The organism is Salinibacter altiplanensis, from assembly GCF_002894645.1.
In the GTDB taxonomy this organism is placed as follows: domain Bacteria; phylum Bacteroidota; class Rhodothermia; order Rhodothermales; family Salinibacteraceae; genus Salinibacter; species Salinibacter altiplanensis.
In genome coordinates, this window is the sequence record NZ_NCQY01000023.1 from 26,948 (window position 1) to 43,306 (window position 16,359).

Below are 16,359 nucleotides of genomic sequence, written 5' to 3' on the forward strand. Positions count from 1 at the left end.
TGTCCCCTTCCCACACTGTTCACGAAGGGGAACCCCTGCCCCAAAATCTGGGTTCATTATCGCCCGTTTTGAGACTCTCAGGAACGTGTGCCGACTCCATGGTTGATGACTTTGTTCAGTTTAGCAGAGGCCTGACCTCTCTTCCCCGGAGCATCTACGACGGGGACCTGGGAGATCAGCCGATGTCGGGGCTCGTGCCCATGGTCGTGGAGCAGACGACCCGGGGCGAGCGGGCGTACGACATCTTCAGCCGCCTGCTGAAGGAGCGGATCGTGTTTATCGGAACCCCGATCAACGACCAGATTGCCAATCTGACGGTTGCCCAGCTTCTCTACCTGACGAGCGAGAGCTCTGAGAAGCCCATCAACCTCTACATCAACTCGCCGGGCGGCGTCATCTACAGCGGCCTCGGCGTTTACGACACGATGCAGTACATCGGCGCCCCAGTCTCGACCACCTGCGTGGGCCTGGCGGCCTCGATGGGCTCCGTGCTGCTCGCGGCCGGTGAAGACGGAAGCCGCGCGTGCCTCCCCAACTCCCGCGTCATGATCCACCAGCCGATGGGCGGGGCCGAAGGCCAGGCCTCCGACATCGAGATTCAAGCGGAGGAGATCATGTGGCTCAAAGAGCGCCTCTACGAAATCTTGGCCCTCCACACCGGCCAGGACATGGACCAGATTGAGGCAGATGCCGACCGCAACTACTGGATAAGCGCGGAGGAGGCCGCAGAGTACGGCCTCGTGGACAACGTTTTGAACTCGGACAACCTGGAGGACCTGCGGTCCGTGCAGCCCAACGGAGAAGCCGCGGACGACGCGGGCGAAGACACGTAGCTTCCAGTCCTCTTTTTGCGTCGAAGACAGCGGCGACGGCCCCAGTGGGGCTCGTCGCCGTTTCTATTGGGGCCCGGTGCGGGCCCGAGCCGCCCACCACAAAAACAAAAAAGAGGCGCTGACCTGGGGGGAGGGAGGAGGAAGGTCAGCGCCTCTAAAAAACGTCGGGATGTACCGCGTACGGGATTCGAACCCGTGCTACCGGCGTGAGAGGCCGGCGTCCTAGACCCCTAGACGAACGCGGCAGGGCCGTGTCTACAAGTTCACTACATTGGACACGAGGGCCGATTCCAGGTTTCACGTTCACGAAAATTCAACCCCACACTGGCGAATCAACTTCGCGCCCCCCTCCTTGATTCGCCTCTTTCCCTGCCCGCGACAGGCCGTGCTTTTGCTCGGCGTTTCGAGAAACATGTCCGTGCGGGGGGACGTGCATCCATCGCTTGCTGGCGGCGCGCCACGGAGCCCGGCTCGTCTGGGCGTTCCGGGGGTGCCCTGCTCGCCAGTCCCCGCCGTCCTTCTCCCCGTACTCCCCCGACTGCCCTGTGCCTATGTCTCTCCCGACCCTCTCACGCCTTCTGCCGGCCGTTGTGCTTCCTGCCCTCATTCTCTCGTTGGCGGGGTGTGGGAGCGGAAACGGAACCAGCTCCGAGACCGCGGACGTGCCCTACCAGATGGGCAACGCCGTTTCCGACTCCACCGTCGCCCTCGTCGTGTCGTCCGAGTACGGGTCCGACACCCTCACGGCCCAGCGCTACCAGCAGCAGGTGCGGATGTCGATGAAGCGTCAGGCCCCCGGGCAACAGTCGGAAGACCAGGCGCAAGACACGCACCGTCAACTCATTCGCGGCTTCGCGCGCCAGCACGCCCTGCGGGGAGAGGCCAAAGCCCAAGGGGTGGAGGCCGATCCCGCACAGGTGAACGCCCGGGTCGAGAAGCTCAAGCAGCGGTACGAGAGCGAGGAGCAGTTCCGGAAGCAACTGGCCCGCAACAACATGACCATCGATTCGGTCCGCAGCCTACTGGCCGATCAATTTCGACAACAGCAGCTGCAGCGAGAAATGGCCCAGAACTTTGAGGAGCCGTCCTCCGAGGACGTTACGGCCTACAGCGAGGAAAACCGGCGCATCCGGGCCCAGCACATTCTCCTCAAGGCAGGCGAGAACGCCCCGGAGTCGGAGGTCGACTCGGCCCGGCAAGCCGCGACGGCCCTCGTGGACAGTGCACAGATGGACGACGTCGACTTCGCCGAGCTGGCCCGGCGTCACAGCCAGGGCCCCTCTGCCCAGAAGGGCGGCGACCTCGGCTTCTTCACGCGGGACCGGATGGTCGATGAGTTTGCCGAGGCAGCCTATGCCCTCTCCGACTCGGGCGACGTGGCCGACGAGCCCGTGCGCACACGGTTCGGCTTCCACGTCATTCGCTTAACCAATGCCGGCGAGCCGATGGACACAACCAAGGCGCGAAAGCAAATGACGAAAGAACGCCGTCAACAGGCCGTTGAGGATCAGATCAACGCGCTGCTGGACGACGTGACCGTGCGGACCAACCCCGACATCGTCAGCGCTGGGCTGCGCAAGTAGGCGGGCGCCCTGGAATTGAGGACCGGGGAATTGAGGGCCGGACGGCAGCGAGTTCTTCCTCTACCGGTCTTCCCGCCGGACCATTTCGACGTGGGGAATGCCCACTTCCTCGAAGGTCCGGCCCGTCGATTCGAATCCGAGGTCCCCGTACCAGTCCCGAAGGTGTGCCTGGGCGTGGACGAGAAACGCATCGAATCCAGCGCGGCGGGCGTCCTCGAGGACCGCACGCACAAGCTGCGTGCCGTGGCCCCGTCCGCGGTAGTCCCGAAGGACGGCGAAGCGCTCGAGCTTCGCGACGATCTCTTCGTCGTACGGCACCGTGCGCCATCGCGCCGTGGCAACGGCCTCCCCGTCTGCCCAGCCCAGCACGTGCCGGCTCGTCGCGTCGTGCCCGTCCCACTCCTCGTCGGGCGGGCACTCTTGCTCTTCCACGAACACCTGCGTGCGAATGGCACGGGCCTTCTTCCAGTCTGCGTCGCGCTGTACGGGTGTAATCTCCATGTGGGCCATCAGACACGGTCGGTTCCGCAAAAACCATCTTGTCTTAGGGCACACGCACGCCACGGGTAGATGCTCCGACGCGTCCGGGGCGTGCCTTCCTCTTGAGTTCTCACATACACACCAAGCACTATGCCCTCTTCCACCGATGCCTGGGGCCTCTGGGAAGACCGTTTCGCCGACTTCCTAGACTCTCAGACTGCCGACGCAGCCCACGATCGCGCCCACGTCGAGCGCGTGGCGGCGACGGCCCGCCGCCTGGCTCAAAGCGAAACGGCCCAGATGGATGTCGTCATGCCCGCCGCCTGGCTGCATGACTGCGTCGTTCTTCCGAAGGACGCGCCCGACCGTGCATCCGCCGCCCGGCGCGCCGCGGACACGGCCCGGGACTTCCTCACGGACGAGGGCTATCCTGAACAGTGGATTCCCGACATCGAGCACGCCATCGCCGCCCACAGCTACTCGGGCGACACCGAGCCCGAGACCGCCGAGGCGAAAGTCGTGCAGGATGCCGACCGGCTCGACGCCCTCGGGGCCATTGGGATTGCGCGCTGCTTCACTGTGGGCGGGGCCCTGGACCAGTCGCTCTACAACCTCGACGATCCGTTCTGCGACGACCGCGCGCCCGAGGACGATGCCTACACGCTCGACCACTTCTACGCCAAACTGCTGCGCCTTCCCGAAACGATGCGGACCGACGCCGGACGGACCGAAGCCAAGCGGCGCGCGGCATACATGCGGTCGTACCTAGAGCGGCTCGACGGCGAGATCGATACGGACTGAACCGGTGCGTCCCCTCGGCATTGGCTGTTTTTCCCACGTCGGGCCTTTCTGGGGGCGCCCCACGACGGTGCGCAAGAAACCCGTCCCTCACCGTGCCGATTCGAATGTACGGCCTGCATGCACCGTCAAACAGACCCTCTTCCTCATGGAATCGATTGAGAACCGCGTTGCCCAGGGCGAGATTGAGGTTTACAACCTGGCGGATCTCTGGGACGATCGGCCCGTCACGGAGCTCGACATCAGCGCCTTCCTCGTGGACGGCCTGATGCTCAAGGAAAAGGAGTTCCGGGCAGAGGTCGACGCACACGACTGGTCCCAGTACGCGAACGAGCACGTCGCCCTGCACTGCTCAACGGACGCCATCGTGCCGACCTGGGGATACATGCTGATCGCCTCGGAGCTCCACGACGTTGCTCAGTCCACCACCATCGGCCGGGCCGACGACCTCCGGCGCGAGTACTACGTCGCGGCGCTCGACGCAGAGGACTGGTCGGCCTACGAGGATACACCGGTCGTCGTCAAGGGCTGCGGGGACGACGAAGTGCCGGAGATGGCATACGTCCGCGCCACCCAGAAGCTGCAGGACGTGGCCCGCAAGCTGATGTACGGCGAGCCCTGCTCGTCCGTCCCGCTCTGGCGTCGGCCGCAGGACAACTCCCCCACGCCCGACGCCGAGGCGGTGGGCGTGAAGAAGCCGGATCTCCCCACCCCGAACGCGGAATAGCGCCTGCTCGTCCCTCCCGTCAGGGCGTTGGGGCGGGCCGTTCCGGTCTGCCCGCTTACGCCGTCGAATCGTGCGGTCGGCTCCGTCCCCAGAGGCCCCGTCGGAAGTGCGCTGCACAGGCACTGGGCGCGGCGTTTCGCCCGAATCCTCCGCGACCGGCTCGCCCGACAGCTACACCATCGCCACGAGGCAATCGTCCCACTGAAGGGTTTCTGTGGAGGCCGTTCCCGGGAGTGCCCTCACTCTTTAGCGAGTCGGCGTGTTGCCCGACAACGTCATCTTCAGGGAATGCCTCGAACTGTTAGAGGGCTTCTTCTCAACCGGCACGACCGCCCGCTCCCGCCGGTGCTGCGGGCCCTCAGCCCCTGATCTGTCGGGGCGGTGCAGTTCCTGGTCGGGAGGAGATTCATCGCCTGCGCGATCTATCATACGCGGAGCGCTTCGCTCACCACCGCGTCCCTCTTCCTGCTCGTGCTGATGGGGCTCCCCCTCGGCGGGCTCATCACCGTTTTCAGCCGGGCTCTCCCCGTTCCCACCGTCACACGCACGCCCCACTGCTGCGCGTACCGGTCGCTCTGCTGACGTCCCCCGTTCCCCAAACGAAACTGCCCGCTATGGACCTCGATCTGTCGAATCGCACCATTCTCGTGACCGGCGCGAGCCGCGGCATTGGCCGGGCCACCGCCGAGGCCCTCGCCGACGCCGGGGCCACCGTGGCCGTCCACTACGGCCAGAGCAAAGAGGCAGCGGCGGAAGTGATGGAGACCTGTGGCCGGGGGGCCCGCACGTTCCAGGCCGATCTCTCGACACTGGACGCAACGGACGCACTGATTGAGCGCGTGGTGGACGCCTACGAGGGGCTCGACACCCTCGTGCTCAACGCCGGCGTGGCGGTGCCCACGCCCCTGGACGACGATACCCACCGCTGGGACGACGCGTGGAGCGAAACGATGCATGTCAACCTTCGGGCCCCCGAACTGCTGTGCCGGCACGCCCTCGGCCACTTCCGCTCTCGGTCTCCCTCCGGCGGCCGCATCATCAGCGTGGCCTCGCGGGCCGCGTTTCGGGGCGACACGCCCGACTACATGACGTACGCCGCCTCGAAGGCCGGGCTGGTGGCGCTCACACGCTCCATCGCCCGAGAATTTGGGGCAGACGGAATCAAGGCCTTCACGCTCGCGCCCGGTTTCACCCGGACCGACATGGCCCAGGACTTCATCGACGAGTACGGAGAGGCCCACGCGACGAGCGACCTCGCACTCAACGAGCTTACCGATCCCGCGGACGTCGCGTCGGTCATCGTCTTCCTCGCCAGCGGCCACGCGGACCACACCACGGGCACGACCATCGACGTCAATGCCGGCAGTTATGTCCACTAACTGATGCGGCTTCTCTTCCCGTACAGGCCCCTCGGAACTGCGTCTCCAGTTTACGGACGGGCACTCTCCCCCCCAATCGGGCCAGTCACCTGTCCGGCTCCGCTGTCCCAATTTGCACCGACCAAACACTGTGCGTGCCGTGTGGATCAATTCGTAACGCGCCGCGTCAAAACGAGCACTCCAACCCGGTGGATTGTGTTACCAATGGCTCACCGCCTTGTGCATGGCCCGACGAATCAAGCGCTACGACAACCGAAAACTGTACGACACCAAAGCGAGCGAGTACGTGTCGCTGAGCGACATCGCCGCCCTCGTGCGGCGGGGCCATACCATCGAGGTCGTAGACAAGACCACCGGTGAAGACCTCACCGCCCACACGCTTACCCAGATCATCCTGGAAGAAGAAAAAAACGGCTCCCCCGTCCTCTCGTCGGACCTGCTCCACACGTTGCTTCGTCGCAGCAGCGAGGCCCTAGACACCGGCCTCGACCAGCTCCGGGCGACGGTCGACGGCCTCGTGGAGAGCTCGTTGGGGCCGCTCACGCAGCTCCTCCAGGGGCCCCGCCAGCAGGAGTTCGACCACCTCCGACGGCAATTGCGCGACCTGGAGCGCCGGCTGTCTGTTCTGCTCGACGACCTGGACAAGCCGCCCCCTGATGCCGCAGATGCGCGGTGTCCCTCTCAGGAGGCCTCCGGGCAGGCGTCCCCCTCCGAGCCGCTCGGCCTGCCCTCCCAGGAATGACCCGTTTGGTTCTGCACGCTTCGCTCATAACCGATCGTTCCACGCCATGACTGCCGAGCACGACGGATCTCCCCCCGACAACCTGCAGGATGAACTGACCGAGCGCGGCCGCGAGGTGTGGCTGGCCGGTCTTGGGGCCCTCGCCACGGTCGAAGAGGAAGGCACCAAGCTCTTCAATCGACTCGTCGACCGGGGGCAAGACTTTGAGGAAGAGCGCCAGGCCCGCATTGAGGAGGCCACCGAGAAAGTACGTGAGCAGAGCGACGAAGCCCTTGCCCAACTCGAGGAGGCCGGGGAAGAGACGCAGTCGATGCTTGCCGACTCCGTAAAGGCCGCCCTGGACCGCTTCGGCGTTCCGACCCAGAAGGAGGTCGACGACTTGGCGGACACGGTAACTCGCCTGTCCGAACAGGTCGAGGAGCTTGCCGACCACCTCGCGGAGAAGGAAGAGGCGTCCCCGGATCAGTCGTAGTCTCCTCGTCCCCCGTTCCACACCTGTCTTCTCGGGGGCAGGAAGTCCCTCTCCCTCAGGAGCCACGAGGCCGCCTCTACGGAAAGGCGACCCCGCAGGACCGGCGCGCTGTCCCACTGCTCATTCCCCTCGATGCCGTCCTCCCCCTCCGGCTCCAGCACGCTCGGTCTCGCCTGTGCGGGCGGGGTCATCGAGGGCGCCCTCTACGAAATCGGGGCGCTCTGTGCCCTCGACGAAGCGATTGCGGGATGTCGCCTGCATGACCTAGACATTTACGTCGGGGTAAGCTCGGGCAGTCTAATCGGAAGAATGCTGGCCAACAACGTCTCGGCGAGAACCCTCAGCCGGGCAGCCGTCTCGGAGTCGGCCGACCCGAGTCTGCACCTCGCCCCAGAGGTGCTTTTCCGCCCGGCGGTGAACGAATACGCGGGCCGCCTGTTACGCATGCCCGGTGCCGTTTTCTCCTCTCTTCGCCACTACCTTCTGCATCCCGGCGACCTTTCAGTCCTCGAGCTTCTCGCCACGGTGGGGCCCCTGGTTCCGACAGGCCTCTTCAGCAATGCTGCCCTCGAACGCTTTCTCGCCGAAGCGCTCTCCGCCAACGGGCGGACCAACGACTTCCGACGGCTGAAGCGGAAGCTGTACGTGGTGGCCATGCATCTCGACTCCGCCGACGTCACGGTCTTCGGCGAGCCCGGGCACGACCATGTGCCCATCTCGTCGGCCATTCAGGCGTCTACGGCGCTTCCAGGCTTGTACACTCCCGTTGAGATCGACGGCCAGCACTACGTCGACGGGGTGGCGCGCCGCACCGTACACGCCAGTGTGGGGCTCGACGCCGGTGCCGACCTTCTCTTCTGCGTCAACCCCATCGTGCCGATCAACATGCAGCTCAAACGGCACGCCACCCGACTGCTCGATCGTCAGGCACGCGGCCAGGGGGCGTCCCTCGCCCATCGGGGCCTGCCGACAGTACTTTCCCAGACGTTTCGGGCAATCGTCGACTCCCGCAAGCAGACCGGCTTCAAGAAGTACGAGCATACCCACCCCGAGGCAGACCTCATCCTGATTGAGCCGGAGTGCGATGACACACGCCTGTTTTTCTCCAATGGCTTCGGCTTCCAGAACCGGCGCGACATCTGCGAGCACGCCTACCAGGCCACCCGCAGCCACCTGCGCACCCGTGCGGGCGAGCTCCAGACGATTCTGGAGCGCCATGGCCTGTGGCTGCGCCAGGACGTACTCGACGCCCCGCACACCCTCTACGACACGCGACCGTCGACGTACAACGACGGTCCCCAGGGCTCCTCGTCTTCAATGACGGAGGTGCTCCGCAAAACCGACGACGTCCTCACCCGCCTCGACGTGCTACTTGACCGCCTCCACGACCGCACGGCAGAGCCGGACCGTTCCTCGTCAGAACGGTCGTAGCTCCTCTACCGGGCCCACACCGCCAGTCCTGTGCCCAGCACGAACAGAGGAATTGAAAGCCACAGCGGGCCGCCCTGCACGACAGCGATTACCCCCCCAACGATGCAGGCGCCAGCAATGACGCTGCTTCGAACGCCAGAGAGGGGATCGCTCGGGGATTGATCGACCAACGACTCCTCAAGGTGCGCCACCCCAGAGGTAAGAAGCTGCGGGAGCTTTAGGGCTACATCCACCAGCTCAGGGGCGTTGCTCAGCATTTCCGATCCCAGCGTCAGGGGATTGAATCGCTCACGGAAGATGTGCCGCACGTGACGCCGCGACACCGACACCACATCGAGGTCCGGATTGAGCGTCCGCCCGACGCCCTCGAAGGTAACCAGGGCCTTTACCATGAGGGTCATCTCCACCGGAAAGAAGATTCGGTACCGCCCGCCTAGACTCAATGACCGCAAAATGACCTGCGCGAGGCTGATCGAGCCCTGCTTGCTGCGCATCAAGAAGTGCCGGGCCATGTCGGAGACGGCTCGCCGAAATCCCTGTGGGTCGCCGCCCTCCCCCACCCGAGCCATGTCGAGCAGGTAGCGGGCCGCGTTGTCCACGTCTCCCCGCACGAGGGCGTAATAGTAGTAAAGCATACGCCGCCGGATGTCGGCCCGGAAGCGCCCGACCATCCCAAGATCGATAAAGCCAATCTGGAGGTCCTCCGGACGTTCTCCCGGAAGGATTTTCAGGTTTCCCGCGTGCAGGTCGGCGTGAAAGAATCCATCCTTGTACAGCATTCGAATAACGGCGGAGGCCCCAAGATCAATCACACGCTGCCGCTCAGCCTCGCTGAGCTCGCGCACCGCCTGGGGGCCCGGACGAATGCCGCTCAGATACTCCATCGTTAGCACATCGCTTGTGCTCAGCTCACGATAGACAGTCGGAAAGATGACCCCCGACACGTCCTGAAAGTTGGCGGCAAAGATCTCAGCGTGGTCGGCCTCGTAATCGAAGTCGATCTCGCGCTCTGTGTAGGCCCCAAATTCGTCGATGATCTGCCGCGGTTGATAGCGTGGCAGCAGCCATTGCAGAAACACCCCGAAGAATTCCAGGAGCTTCAGGTCGGACGTTACGACGTCCCGAATGCCGGGCTTAATCACCTTCACCACCACGTCGTCCCCGTCGTGTGTCGTGGCACGGTGCACCTGTGCAATGGAGGCGGCGGCCAGCGGCTCCGAATCGACCGACCGGAAGAGGGATTCCACAGGAGCCTCCAGTTCTCGTTCGAGGATCCTCTCCACCTGCGCGAAGGGAATCGGCGGCAGATGGTCCATCAGGCTGTCGAGCTCCGCCGTAATCACCTCTGGCAGCAGATCCTCCCGAATGGCCATGATCTGCCCCAATTTGGTAAACGTGGGGCCGAGAATCTCCAGCCGGCGCCGAAGCTGTTCCGGAAAAGGTTGGTCCCGAAGATCGCCACGCACGAACGGCTTCAGAATGGCCGCTAGCATGCGCTTCCCGAGTGAACGCAGGCCTGTTCTCTGCACACGCGGCAGGGACCGGACGTACGCGATGTGCCCCCCCATCAGCAAACCTGCCACATGCCGCCAGACCGTAAAGAATCGCCGAACGGCTCCACGGTAAGGCGCCAGGGGGTCGAAGTCCGTAAACGGCGAAAAGGGGGGCCGTCCGCCTGTCGATGAGGACACGCCATTGTCGGAAGGACCACTGTCGGGAGCAGAAGTCTCCCTCTCCTCCGAGGCCTCGTCGCGACGTGCATCCAAAGACCCTGCCTGTTCTACGACGGAGTCTCCGTTGCCCTCTGCCCCCAGTTGGTCAGACGAAGAGTCCGATGGGGAGCCGTTGGGGCGTTTCATGCGAACACGTTGGCTCGTGAGGAGAAAAGCGCATCGTTGGGGGCAGACGACCATCCCCACACGTGATACTCTGTAACGACGAGCCTCCGAAATGGTTGACGAGTAGACAGTTCGGAATCGGCACTTCTCGTTGGCTCACAGCCCCAAACAAAAAAAGGGACGCCGTTGCAGTTGCAACAGCGTCCCTCAGGGGAATCCTGGCAGCGTCCTACTCTACCGGCCAAGGGCCAGTACCATCGGCGCTGCGGGACTTAACTTCTCTGTTCGAAATGAGAAGAGGTGTTACCCCCGCGCTTTAGCCACCAGGAAACTCAGTGCTGGTACGTTCACCAGCGAATGTCTGACATAATGGTAGATTGGATCACACTCCCGAATAGAATCGGGATGCAAGCGATGCGTTGTGCTCCTATGATGGCATGTGCAAAATAGGAGTGTTAAGCCTTATGGGTAATTAGTACGGCTCGGCTGAACGTGTTGCCACGCTTACACCTGCCGCCTATCGACGTTCTCGTCTCGAACGACCCATTGGGAAGACCCAGTCTTGCGGAGGGCTTGGCGCTTAGATGCTTTCAGCGCTTATCCCTTCCGGACATAGCTACCCAGCGATGCGCCTGACGGCACAACTGGCACACTAGCGGTCCGTCCACTTCGGTCCTCTCGTACTAGAAGCAGATCCGCTCAAGTCTTCGACGCCCTCAGTAGATAGGGACCGACCTGTCTCACGACGGTCTGAACCCAGCTCGCGTGCCGCTTTAATGGGCGAACAGCCCAACCCTTGGAACCTTCTTCAGCTCCAGGATGCGACGAGCCGACATCGAGGTGCCAAACCTCCGCGTCGATATGAACTCTTGGCGGAGATAAGCCTGTTATCCCTGGCGTACCTTTTATTCTTTGAGCGACGACCCTTCCATTCAGAGTCGCCGGATCACTAAGTCCTGCTTTCGCATCTGCTCGACGAGTATGTCTCGCAGTTAAGCACCCTTTTGCCTTTATACTCAACGCATGATTACCGACCATGCTGAGGGTACCTTTGAAATCCTCCGTTACTGTTTTGGAGGAGACCGCCCCAGTCAAACTACCCGCCTGACAATGTCTCTCGGCCGGATCACGGCCGCAGGTTAGACATCAATCAGAACAAAAGCGGTATTTCAGGGATGGCTCCACTGCGCCTAGCGACGCAGCTTCCATGCCTCCCGCCTATTCTGCATATGTTCTGACTAATGGCAATGCCAAGGTGTAGTAAAGGTGCACAGGGTCTTTCCGTCCCACTGAGGGTAGCCGGCGTCTTCACCGGCACCACAATTTCACCGAGCTCGCGGTCGAGACAGTGCTCAGATCGTTGCACCATTCGTGCAGGTCGGAACTTACCCGACAAGGAATTTCGCTACCTTAGGACCGTTATAGTTACGGCCGCCGTTTACTGGGGCTTCAGTTGCGAGCTTCATGTCCCGAAGGACATTAACACGCTCCATTGACCTTCCAGCACCGGGCAGGTGTCAACCCCTATACGTCGTCTTGCGACTTAGCAGAGGTCTGTGTTTTTGTTAAACAGTCGTCTGAGCCTGGTCACTGCGACCCTCTTCCATTTTTGGACGGAAGAGAGCGCCCCTTTTTCCGAAGTTACGGGGCTAGATTGCCGAATTCCTTGACCACGATTCACTCGAGCGCCTGAGGATACTCTCCTCGCCTACCTGTGTCGGTTTATGATACGGGCTCCCGAAGCAACGACCGACGGTTTTCTCGGTGGCCTGCTTGGGGGCTCTGTGAGTTTGCCTGTCGGCTCCCTCTACTATTGCGGTTCAGCCTTTGGGATGGAGCAGCGGATTTGCCTACCGCTCCGGCCTACTCGCTTCAACGTGCTTTCGTCAGCACGCGGCCCTTACGCTACCACGTCACGTCAGACGTTTGCGCTGTTGGGAGGTACGGGAATATTGACCCGTTTTCCATCGCCTACGCCCTTCGGCCTCGGCTTAGGTCCCGACTAACCCTGTTCCGATTAGCGTTGAACAGGAACTCTTAGGCTTGCGGCGAACACGTTTCCCACGTGTTTTATCGTTACTCATGCCTACATTTTCTTTTCCAGTCGCTCCACTGTGCCTCGCAACACAGCTTCCGTGCAACTAGAATGCTCTCCTACCAATCGCCCAAAGGACGATTTCGAAGCTTCGGCGTCAGACTTGATGCCCGAAAATCTTCGGCGCCAGACCGCTCGACCAGTGAGCTATTACGCACTCTTTTAATGAATGGCTGCTTCTAAGCCAACATCCTGGTTGTCTAAGCAGTCCGACCTCCTTCGTTCAACTTAGTCTGAACTTTGGGGCCTTAGCTGTCGATCTGGGTTGTTTCCCTCTCGGACATGGAGCTTATCCCCCATGCCCTCACTGTCATGAAACGTGTACCGGCATTTGGAGTTTGTCAGGGTTTGGTACCCGGTGAAGGGCCCTAGCCCAATCAGTGCTCTACCTCCAGCACACTTTAACATAACGCTGCACCTAAATGCATTTCGGAGAGAACGAGCTATTTCCGAGTTTGATTGGCCTTTCACCCCTACCCACAACTTATCCGGCAGTTTTGCAACACTGGTCGGTTCGGTCTTCCACGCGGTCTTACCCGCGCTTCAACCTAGTAATGGGTAGCTCACTCGGTTTCGCGTCTGCCCCCACTGACTCGACGCCCTATTCGGACTTGCTTTCGCTGCGGGTACGGCCCTGAAGGCCTTAGCCTGGCCAGTGAGGAGCAACTCGTAGGCTCATTAAGCAAAAGGCACGCCGTCACACCGACCCAAAGGGTCCGTGCTCCGACTGGTTGTCAGCCCATGGTTTCAGGTGCTTTTCGCTCGCCGATTAGGCGTTCTTTTCACCTTTCCCTTACGGTACTGGTTCACTATCGGTTATGGGCGAGTATTTAGCCTTGCCAGATGGTGCTGGCTGCTTCCCACAGGATTTCTCCGGTCCCGTGGTACTCAGGGGGTCCCGCGAAACCTAATTGTCTTACGCCTACGGGACTTTCACCCTCTTTGGTACTGCTTTCCAGTCAGTTTCGACTTCGACGCATAGGTTTCGGTGCGGGCCCTACAACCCTGACGTAGCCGAAACCACGTCAGTTTAGGCTTTTCCCCCTTCGCTCGTCACTACTAAGGGAATTCCGATTGGTCTCTTTTCCATCGGCTACTGAGATATTTCAGTTGGCCGAGTTAGCTCTTGCCACCTATGTATTGAGTGACAAGTGACAGGCGTTGCCTGTCGGGTTTCCCCATTCGGAAATCTACGGATCAACGCTTATTTGCAGCTTCCCGTAGCTTATCGCAGCTTATCACGCCCTTCGTCGCCTGCCCATACCAAGGCATTCACCATGAGCCTTATCAATGCTTAACACCCACTATTTTGCACATCCCACAACGGAGCAACATTCTGCCTGTCGAGGATGCCCAACAAAGTCGGTGAAACACACCGCTTAAATATTGCGCTCGCATGCTCGGAGTACAACACGATCCGTGAAAGCTCTCTCACATGACGTGTTGCACCGTGCAGTGCGGATCAACCTACCACTATGTCAAAAGAACAATGCCTGACTACCACTCGTCAGGGCGCTGTGGAGCCAGTCGGATTCGAACCGACGGCCTCCTGCGTGCAAAGCAGGTGCTCTACCAACTGAGCTATAACCCCGCCTGACAAGATGTGGGGCTGGGTGGAATTGAACCACCGACCTCACGCTTATCAGGCGTGCGCTCTAACCAACCTGAGCTACAGCCCCAGTCGCAGGCACGACCTGCGTGGGGAAAGTGAGCGCAGACATCGCATTCGATACGCGCTCTGCCCAAACTGGGCTGTACCTGAACAGGTGTTCTCTTTGGAAGGGAAGCACAGCGAGTCCTGCCGATTCTGCTGCAAAGCAGCACGAAGTGCAATCGAGCAAGAAACTCTTTAGGAGGTGATCCAGCCGCAGGTTCCCCTACGGCTACCTTGTTACGACTTAGCCCCAGTCACTGAGCTCACCTTCGGCCGCTCCCTCCCAAAAGGTTGGGTCACGGACTTCGGGTGCTCTCAGCTTCCATGGCTTGACGGGCGGTGTGTACAAGGCCCGGGAACGGATTCATCGCGGCATTGCTGATCCGCGATTACTAGCGATTCCTGCTTCATGGAGTCGAGTTGCAGACTCCAATCCGAACTGGGACCGGTTTTAAGAGATTCGCTCCCTCTCGCGAGGTGGCTGCTCGTTGTACCGGCCATTGTAGCACGTGTGCAGCCCTAGGCGTAAGGACCATGATGACTTGACGTCATCCCCACCTTCCTCACTGCTTGCGCAGGCAGTTTCACTAGAGTCCCCGGCATTACCCGCTGGTAACTAGCGACAAGGGTTACGCTCGTTGCGGGACTTAACCCAACATCTCACGACACGAGCTGACGACAGCCATGCAGTACCTCGCTAGAGGCCCCAAAGGGGAAGCTCCTTTTCGGGAGCGGTCCTCTAGCGTTCGAGCCTAGGTAAGGTTCTTCGCGTTGCATCGAATTGAGCCACATGCTCCACCGCTTGTGCGGGCCCCCGTCAATTCCTTTGAGTTTCAACCTTGCGATCGTACTCCCCAGGTGGATTGCTTAACGCGTTAACTTAGCCACTGCCCCTTGAGCGGGGCAACGGCGAGCATTCATCGTTTACGGCGTGGACTACCAGGGTATCTAATCCTGTTTGCTCCCCACGCTTTCGTGCCTGAGCGTCAGTACCCGTCTAGCTGTCCGCTTTCGCCTCTGGTGTTCCTCGTGATATCTACGCATTTCACCGCTACACCACGAATTCCGACAGCCTCTCCGGGACTCAAGAGCAACAGTTTCGAAGGCGCTTCCGTGGTTGAGCCACGGGCTTTCACATCCGACTTGCTGCCCCGCCTGCGCACCCTTTACACCCAGTGATTCCGGACAACGCTTGCACCCTCCGTATTACCGCGGCTGCTGGCACGGAGTTAGCCGGTGCTTATTCCTGAACTACCGTCGCGCCCTGAAGCTACAGGGGTTTCTTCGTTCAGAAAAGGAGTTTACGCCCCATAGGGGTGTCTTCCTCCACGCGGCATGGCTGCATCAGGGGTGACCCCATTGTGCAAGATTCCCCACTGCTGCCTCCCGTAGGAGTCTGGGCCGTGTCTCAGTCCCAGTGTGACTGATCGTCCTCTCAGACCAGCTATGGATTGTTGCCTTGGTGAGCCGTTACCTCACCAACGAAGCTAATCCAACGCAGACCCATCCAAAAGCGCCCGAAGGCTTTCATCTGGTCCCCATGCGGGGTCCAGACGACGTACGGTATTAGCCGCGGTTTCCCGCGATTGTCCCGCGCTTTTGGGCAGGTTGTCTACGCGTTACGCACCCGTCCGCCACTGTACTTGCCCTGGCAAAGCCAGAGCGTTCTCGTGCGACTTGCATGTGTTAAGCCTGCCGCCAGCGTTCGTCCTGAGCTAGGATCAAACTCTCCGTGGTAGGAAAGCTTGGTATCGCTCGGTTTGCATTCGCTTTCTGCCCGAAGGCAGAAAGGAATCGACAAGGACTCGCTGTGCTTCCAATTCCGTCAAAGAACGTTGCCGCGTCCCCTTATTTCCAGTGAGCGCGGACTATCATGTTACGGAGAGTGTCCTTCAATTTCAAGGCGGGCCCTTTCATTTCATTATTTCTCAAAAGAGCGCCTTTCTCCGTGGGGCTGAGTGAGCCGCTTTCGCTCTCTCGCCCCGTCTTTCCGTCCGCATTAGACTCATCGGGTGAGGCTTGGTTTCAACTCACCGTATGAATCAAAGTTAAACTGCCTGCGGACCGTCTCCCCTGTGAGGCCTCGCCGGCTGCGCCGACGCCTCCTCGTTCAGGGCCCGCATTAGACCCGCTGTCTTTACTGCTGTTCCTGCCCCTCATGTCAAGAACGAGTGGAGCTCTCAGTGCCCTATCTGCCGGTCCGTCCCCGGAAACTGCAGACATGCGCTCGTGTTATCCTGCCGCGACGCCAGGCAAGGGCAACGGGCATGACTCCCTGTCTCTCTGTTGCTCTTTCCCTTGGCGTTTGGTATCCGTGGCCGTCGCCT

General features: G+C 61.3%; 10 protein-coding genes, 3 tRNA genes and 3 rRNA genes. 8 read left to right on the plus strand and 8 right to left on the minus strand.

What is annotated here, in order from left to right:
- Positions 1-98 precede the first annotated feature (98 nt).
- Entirely contained in the window at positions 99-833 is a 735-nt protein-coding gene (locus tag B7R93_RS10315; protein ID WP_103020706.1) for an ATP-dependent Clp protease proteolytic subunit, read from the plus strand.
- 172 nt (positions 834-1,005) lie between these two features.
- On the opposite strand, the gene B7R93_RS10320 is transcribed toward B7R93_RS10315, so the two are convergent.
- Positions 1,006-1,078, minus strand: a tRNA-Glu gene (locus B7R93_RS10320).
- A 306-nt stretch (positions 1,079-1,384) separates the two neighbouring features.
- Between B7R93_RS10320 and B7R93_RS10325 the strand changes: the two genes are divergently transcribed.
- Positions 1,385-2,416 carry a peptidylprolyl isomerase gene (locus B7R93_RS10325; protein ID WP_103020707.1) on the plus strand — a complete coding sequence of 344 codons (1,032 nt, stop codon included), beginning with the start codon at positions 1,385-1,387 and terminating at the stop codon, positions 2,414-2,416.
- Positions 2,417-2,476: 60 nt separating this feature from the next.
- On the opposite strand, the gene B7R93_RS10330 is transcribed toward B7R93_RS10325, so the two are convergent.
- Positions 2,477-2,917, minus strand: a complete 441-nt coding sequence (locus B7R93_RS10330) for a GNAT family N-acetyltransferase (protein ID WP_232798317.1) — start codon at positions 2,915-2,917, stop codon at positions 2,477-2,479.
- 129 nt (positions 2,918-3,046) lie between these two features.
- Between B7R93_RS10330 and B7R93_RS10335 the strand changes: the two genes are divergently transcribed.
- The 6 genes from B7R93_RS10335 (at position 3,047) to B7R93_RS10365 (ending at position 8,445) form a co-directional block, all read left to right on the plus strand.
- Positions 3,047-3,697: an HD domain-containing protein gene (locus B7R93_RS10335; RefSeq protein WP_103020709.1), complete on the plus strand. Its 651-nt coding sequence runs from the start codon at positions 3,047-3,049 to the stop codon at positions 3,695-3,697.
- Between the two features lie 145 nt (positions 3,698-3,842).
- On the plus strand, positions 3,843-4,421 hold the full coding sequence (locus tag B7R93_RS10340) for a DUF2480 family protein (protein WP_103020710.1): 579 nt from the start codon (positions 3,843-3,845) through the stop codon (positions 4,419-4,421).
- A 614-nt stretch (positions 4,422-5,035) separates the two neighbouring features.
- On the plus strand, positions 5,036-5,800 hold the full coding sequence (locus B7R93_RS10350; protein ID WP_103020712.1) for an SDR family NAD(P)-dependent oxidoreductase: 765 nt from the start codon (positions 5,036-5,038) through the stop codon (positions 5,798-5,800).
- 223 nt (positions 5,801-6,023) lie between these two features.
- Positions 6,024-6,542: a polyhydroxyalkanoate synthesis regulator DNA-binding domain-containing protein gene (locus tag B7R93_RS10355; RefSeq protein WP_103020713.1), complete on the plus strand. Its 519-nt coding sequence runs from the start codon at positions 6,024-6,026 to the stop codon at positions 6,540-6,542.
- Between the two features lie 46 nt (positions 6,543-6,588).
- Complete coding sequence (locus B7R93_RS10360) at positions 6,589-7,014, plus strand: phasin family protein (protein ID WP_103020714.1); 426 nt, start codon at positions 6,589-6,591, stop codon at positions 7,012-7,014.
- A gap of 132 nt (positions 7,015-7,146) precedes the next feature.
- On the plus strand, positions 7,147-8,445 hold the full coding sequence (locus B7R93_RS10365) for a patatin-like phospholipase family protein (RefSeq protein ID WP_103020715.1): 1,299 nt from the start codon (positions 7,147-7,149) through the stop codon (positions 8,443-8,445).
- A 5-nt stretch (positions 8,446-8,450) separates the two neighbouring features.
- Here the strand turns inward: B7R93_RS10365 and B7R93_RS10370 are convergent, their stop codons facing one another.
- The 6 genes from B7R93_RS10370 to B7R93_RS10395 all read right to left on the minus strand — a co-directional run bounded on the left by B7R93_RS10370 (position 8,451) and on the right by B7R93_RS10395 (position 15,769).
- Positions 8,451-9,938, minus strand: coding sequence for an ABC1 kinase family protein (locus B7R93_RS10370; protein WP_232798318.1), 1,488 nt, complete (start codon positions 9,936-9,938; stop codon positions 8,451-8,453).
- A 561-nt stretch (positions 9,939-10,499) separates the two neighbouring features.
- Positions 10,500-10,611: ribosomal RNA gene (gene rrf, locus B7R93_RS10375) — 5S ribosomal RNA — on the minus strand.
- Positions 10,612-10,734: 123 nt separating this feature from the next.
- A 23S ribosomal RNA gene (locus B7R93_RS10380) occupies positions 10,735-13,678 on the minus strand.
- A 218-nt stretch (positions 13,679-13,896) separates the two neighbouring features.
- Positions 13,897-13,969, minus strand: a tRNA-Ala gene (locus B7R93_RS10385).
- Positions 13,970-13,982: 13 nt separating this feature from the next.
- Positions 13,983-14,057 (minus strand) — tRNA-Ile (locus B7R93_RS10390).
- Between the two features lie 170 nt (positions 14,058-14,227).
- Positions 14,228-15,769, minus strand: a 16S ribosomal RNA gene (locus B7R93_RS10395).
- The 16S, 23S and 5S rRNA genes sit together here with 2 tRNA genes alongside, the layout of an rRNA operon.
- Positions 15,770-16,359 lie beyond the last annotated feature (590 nt).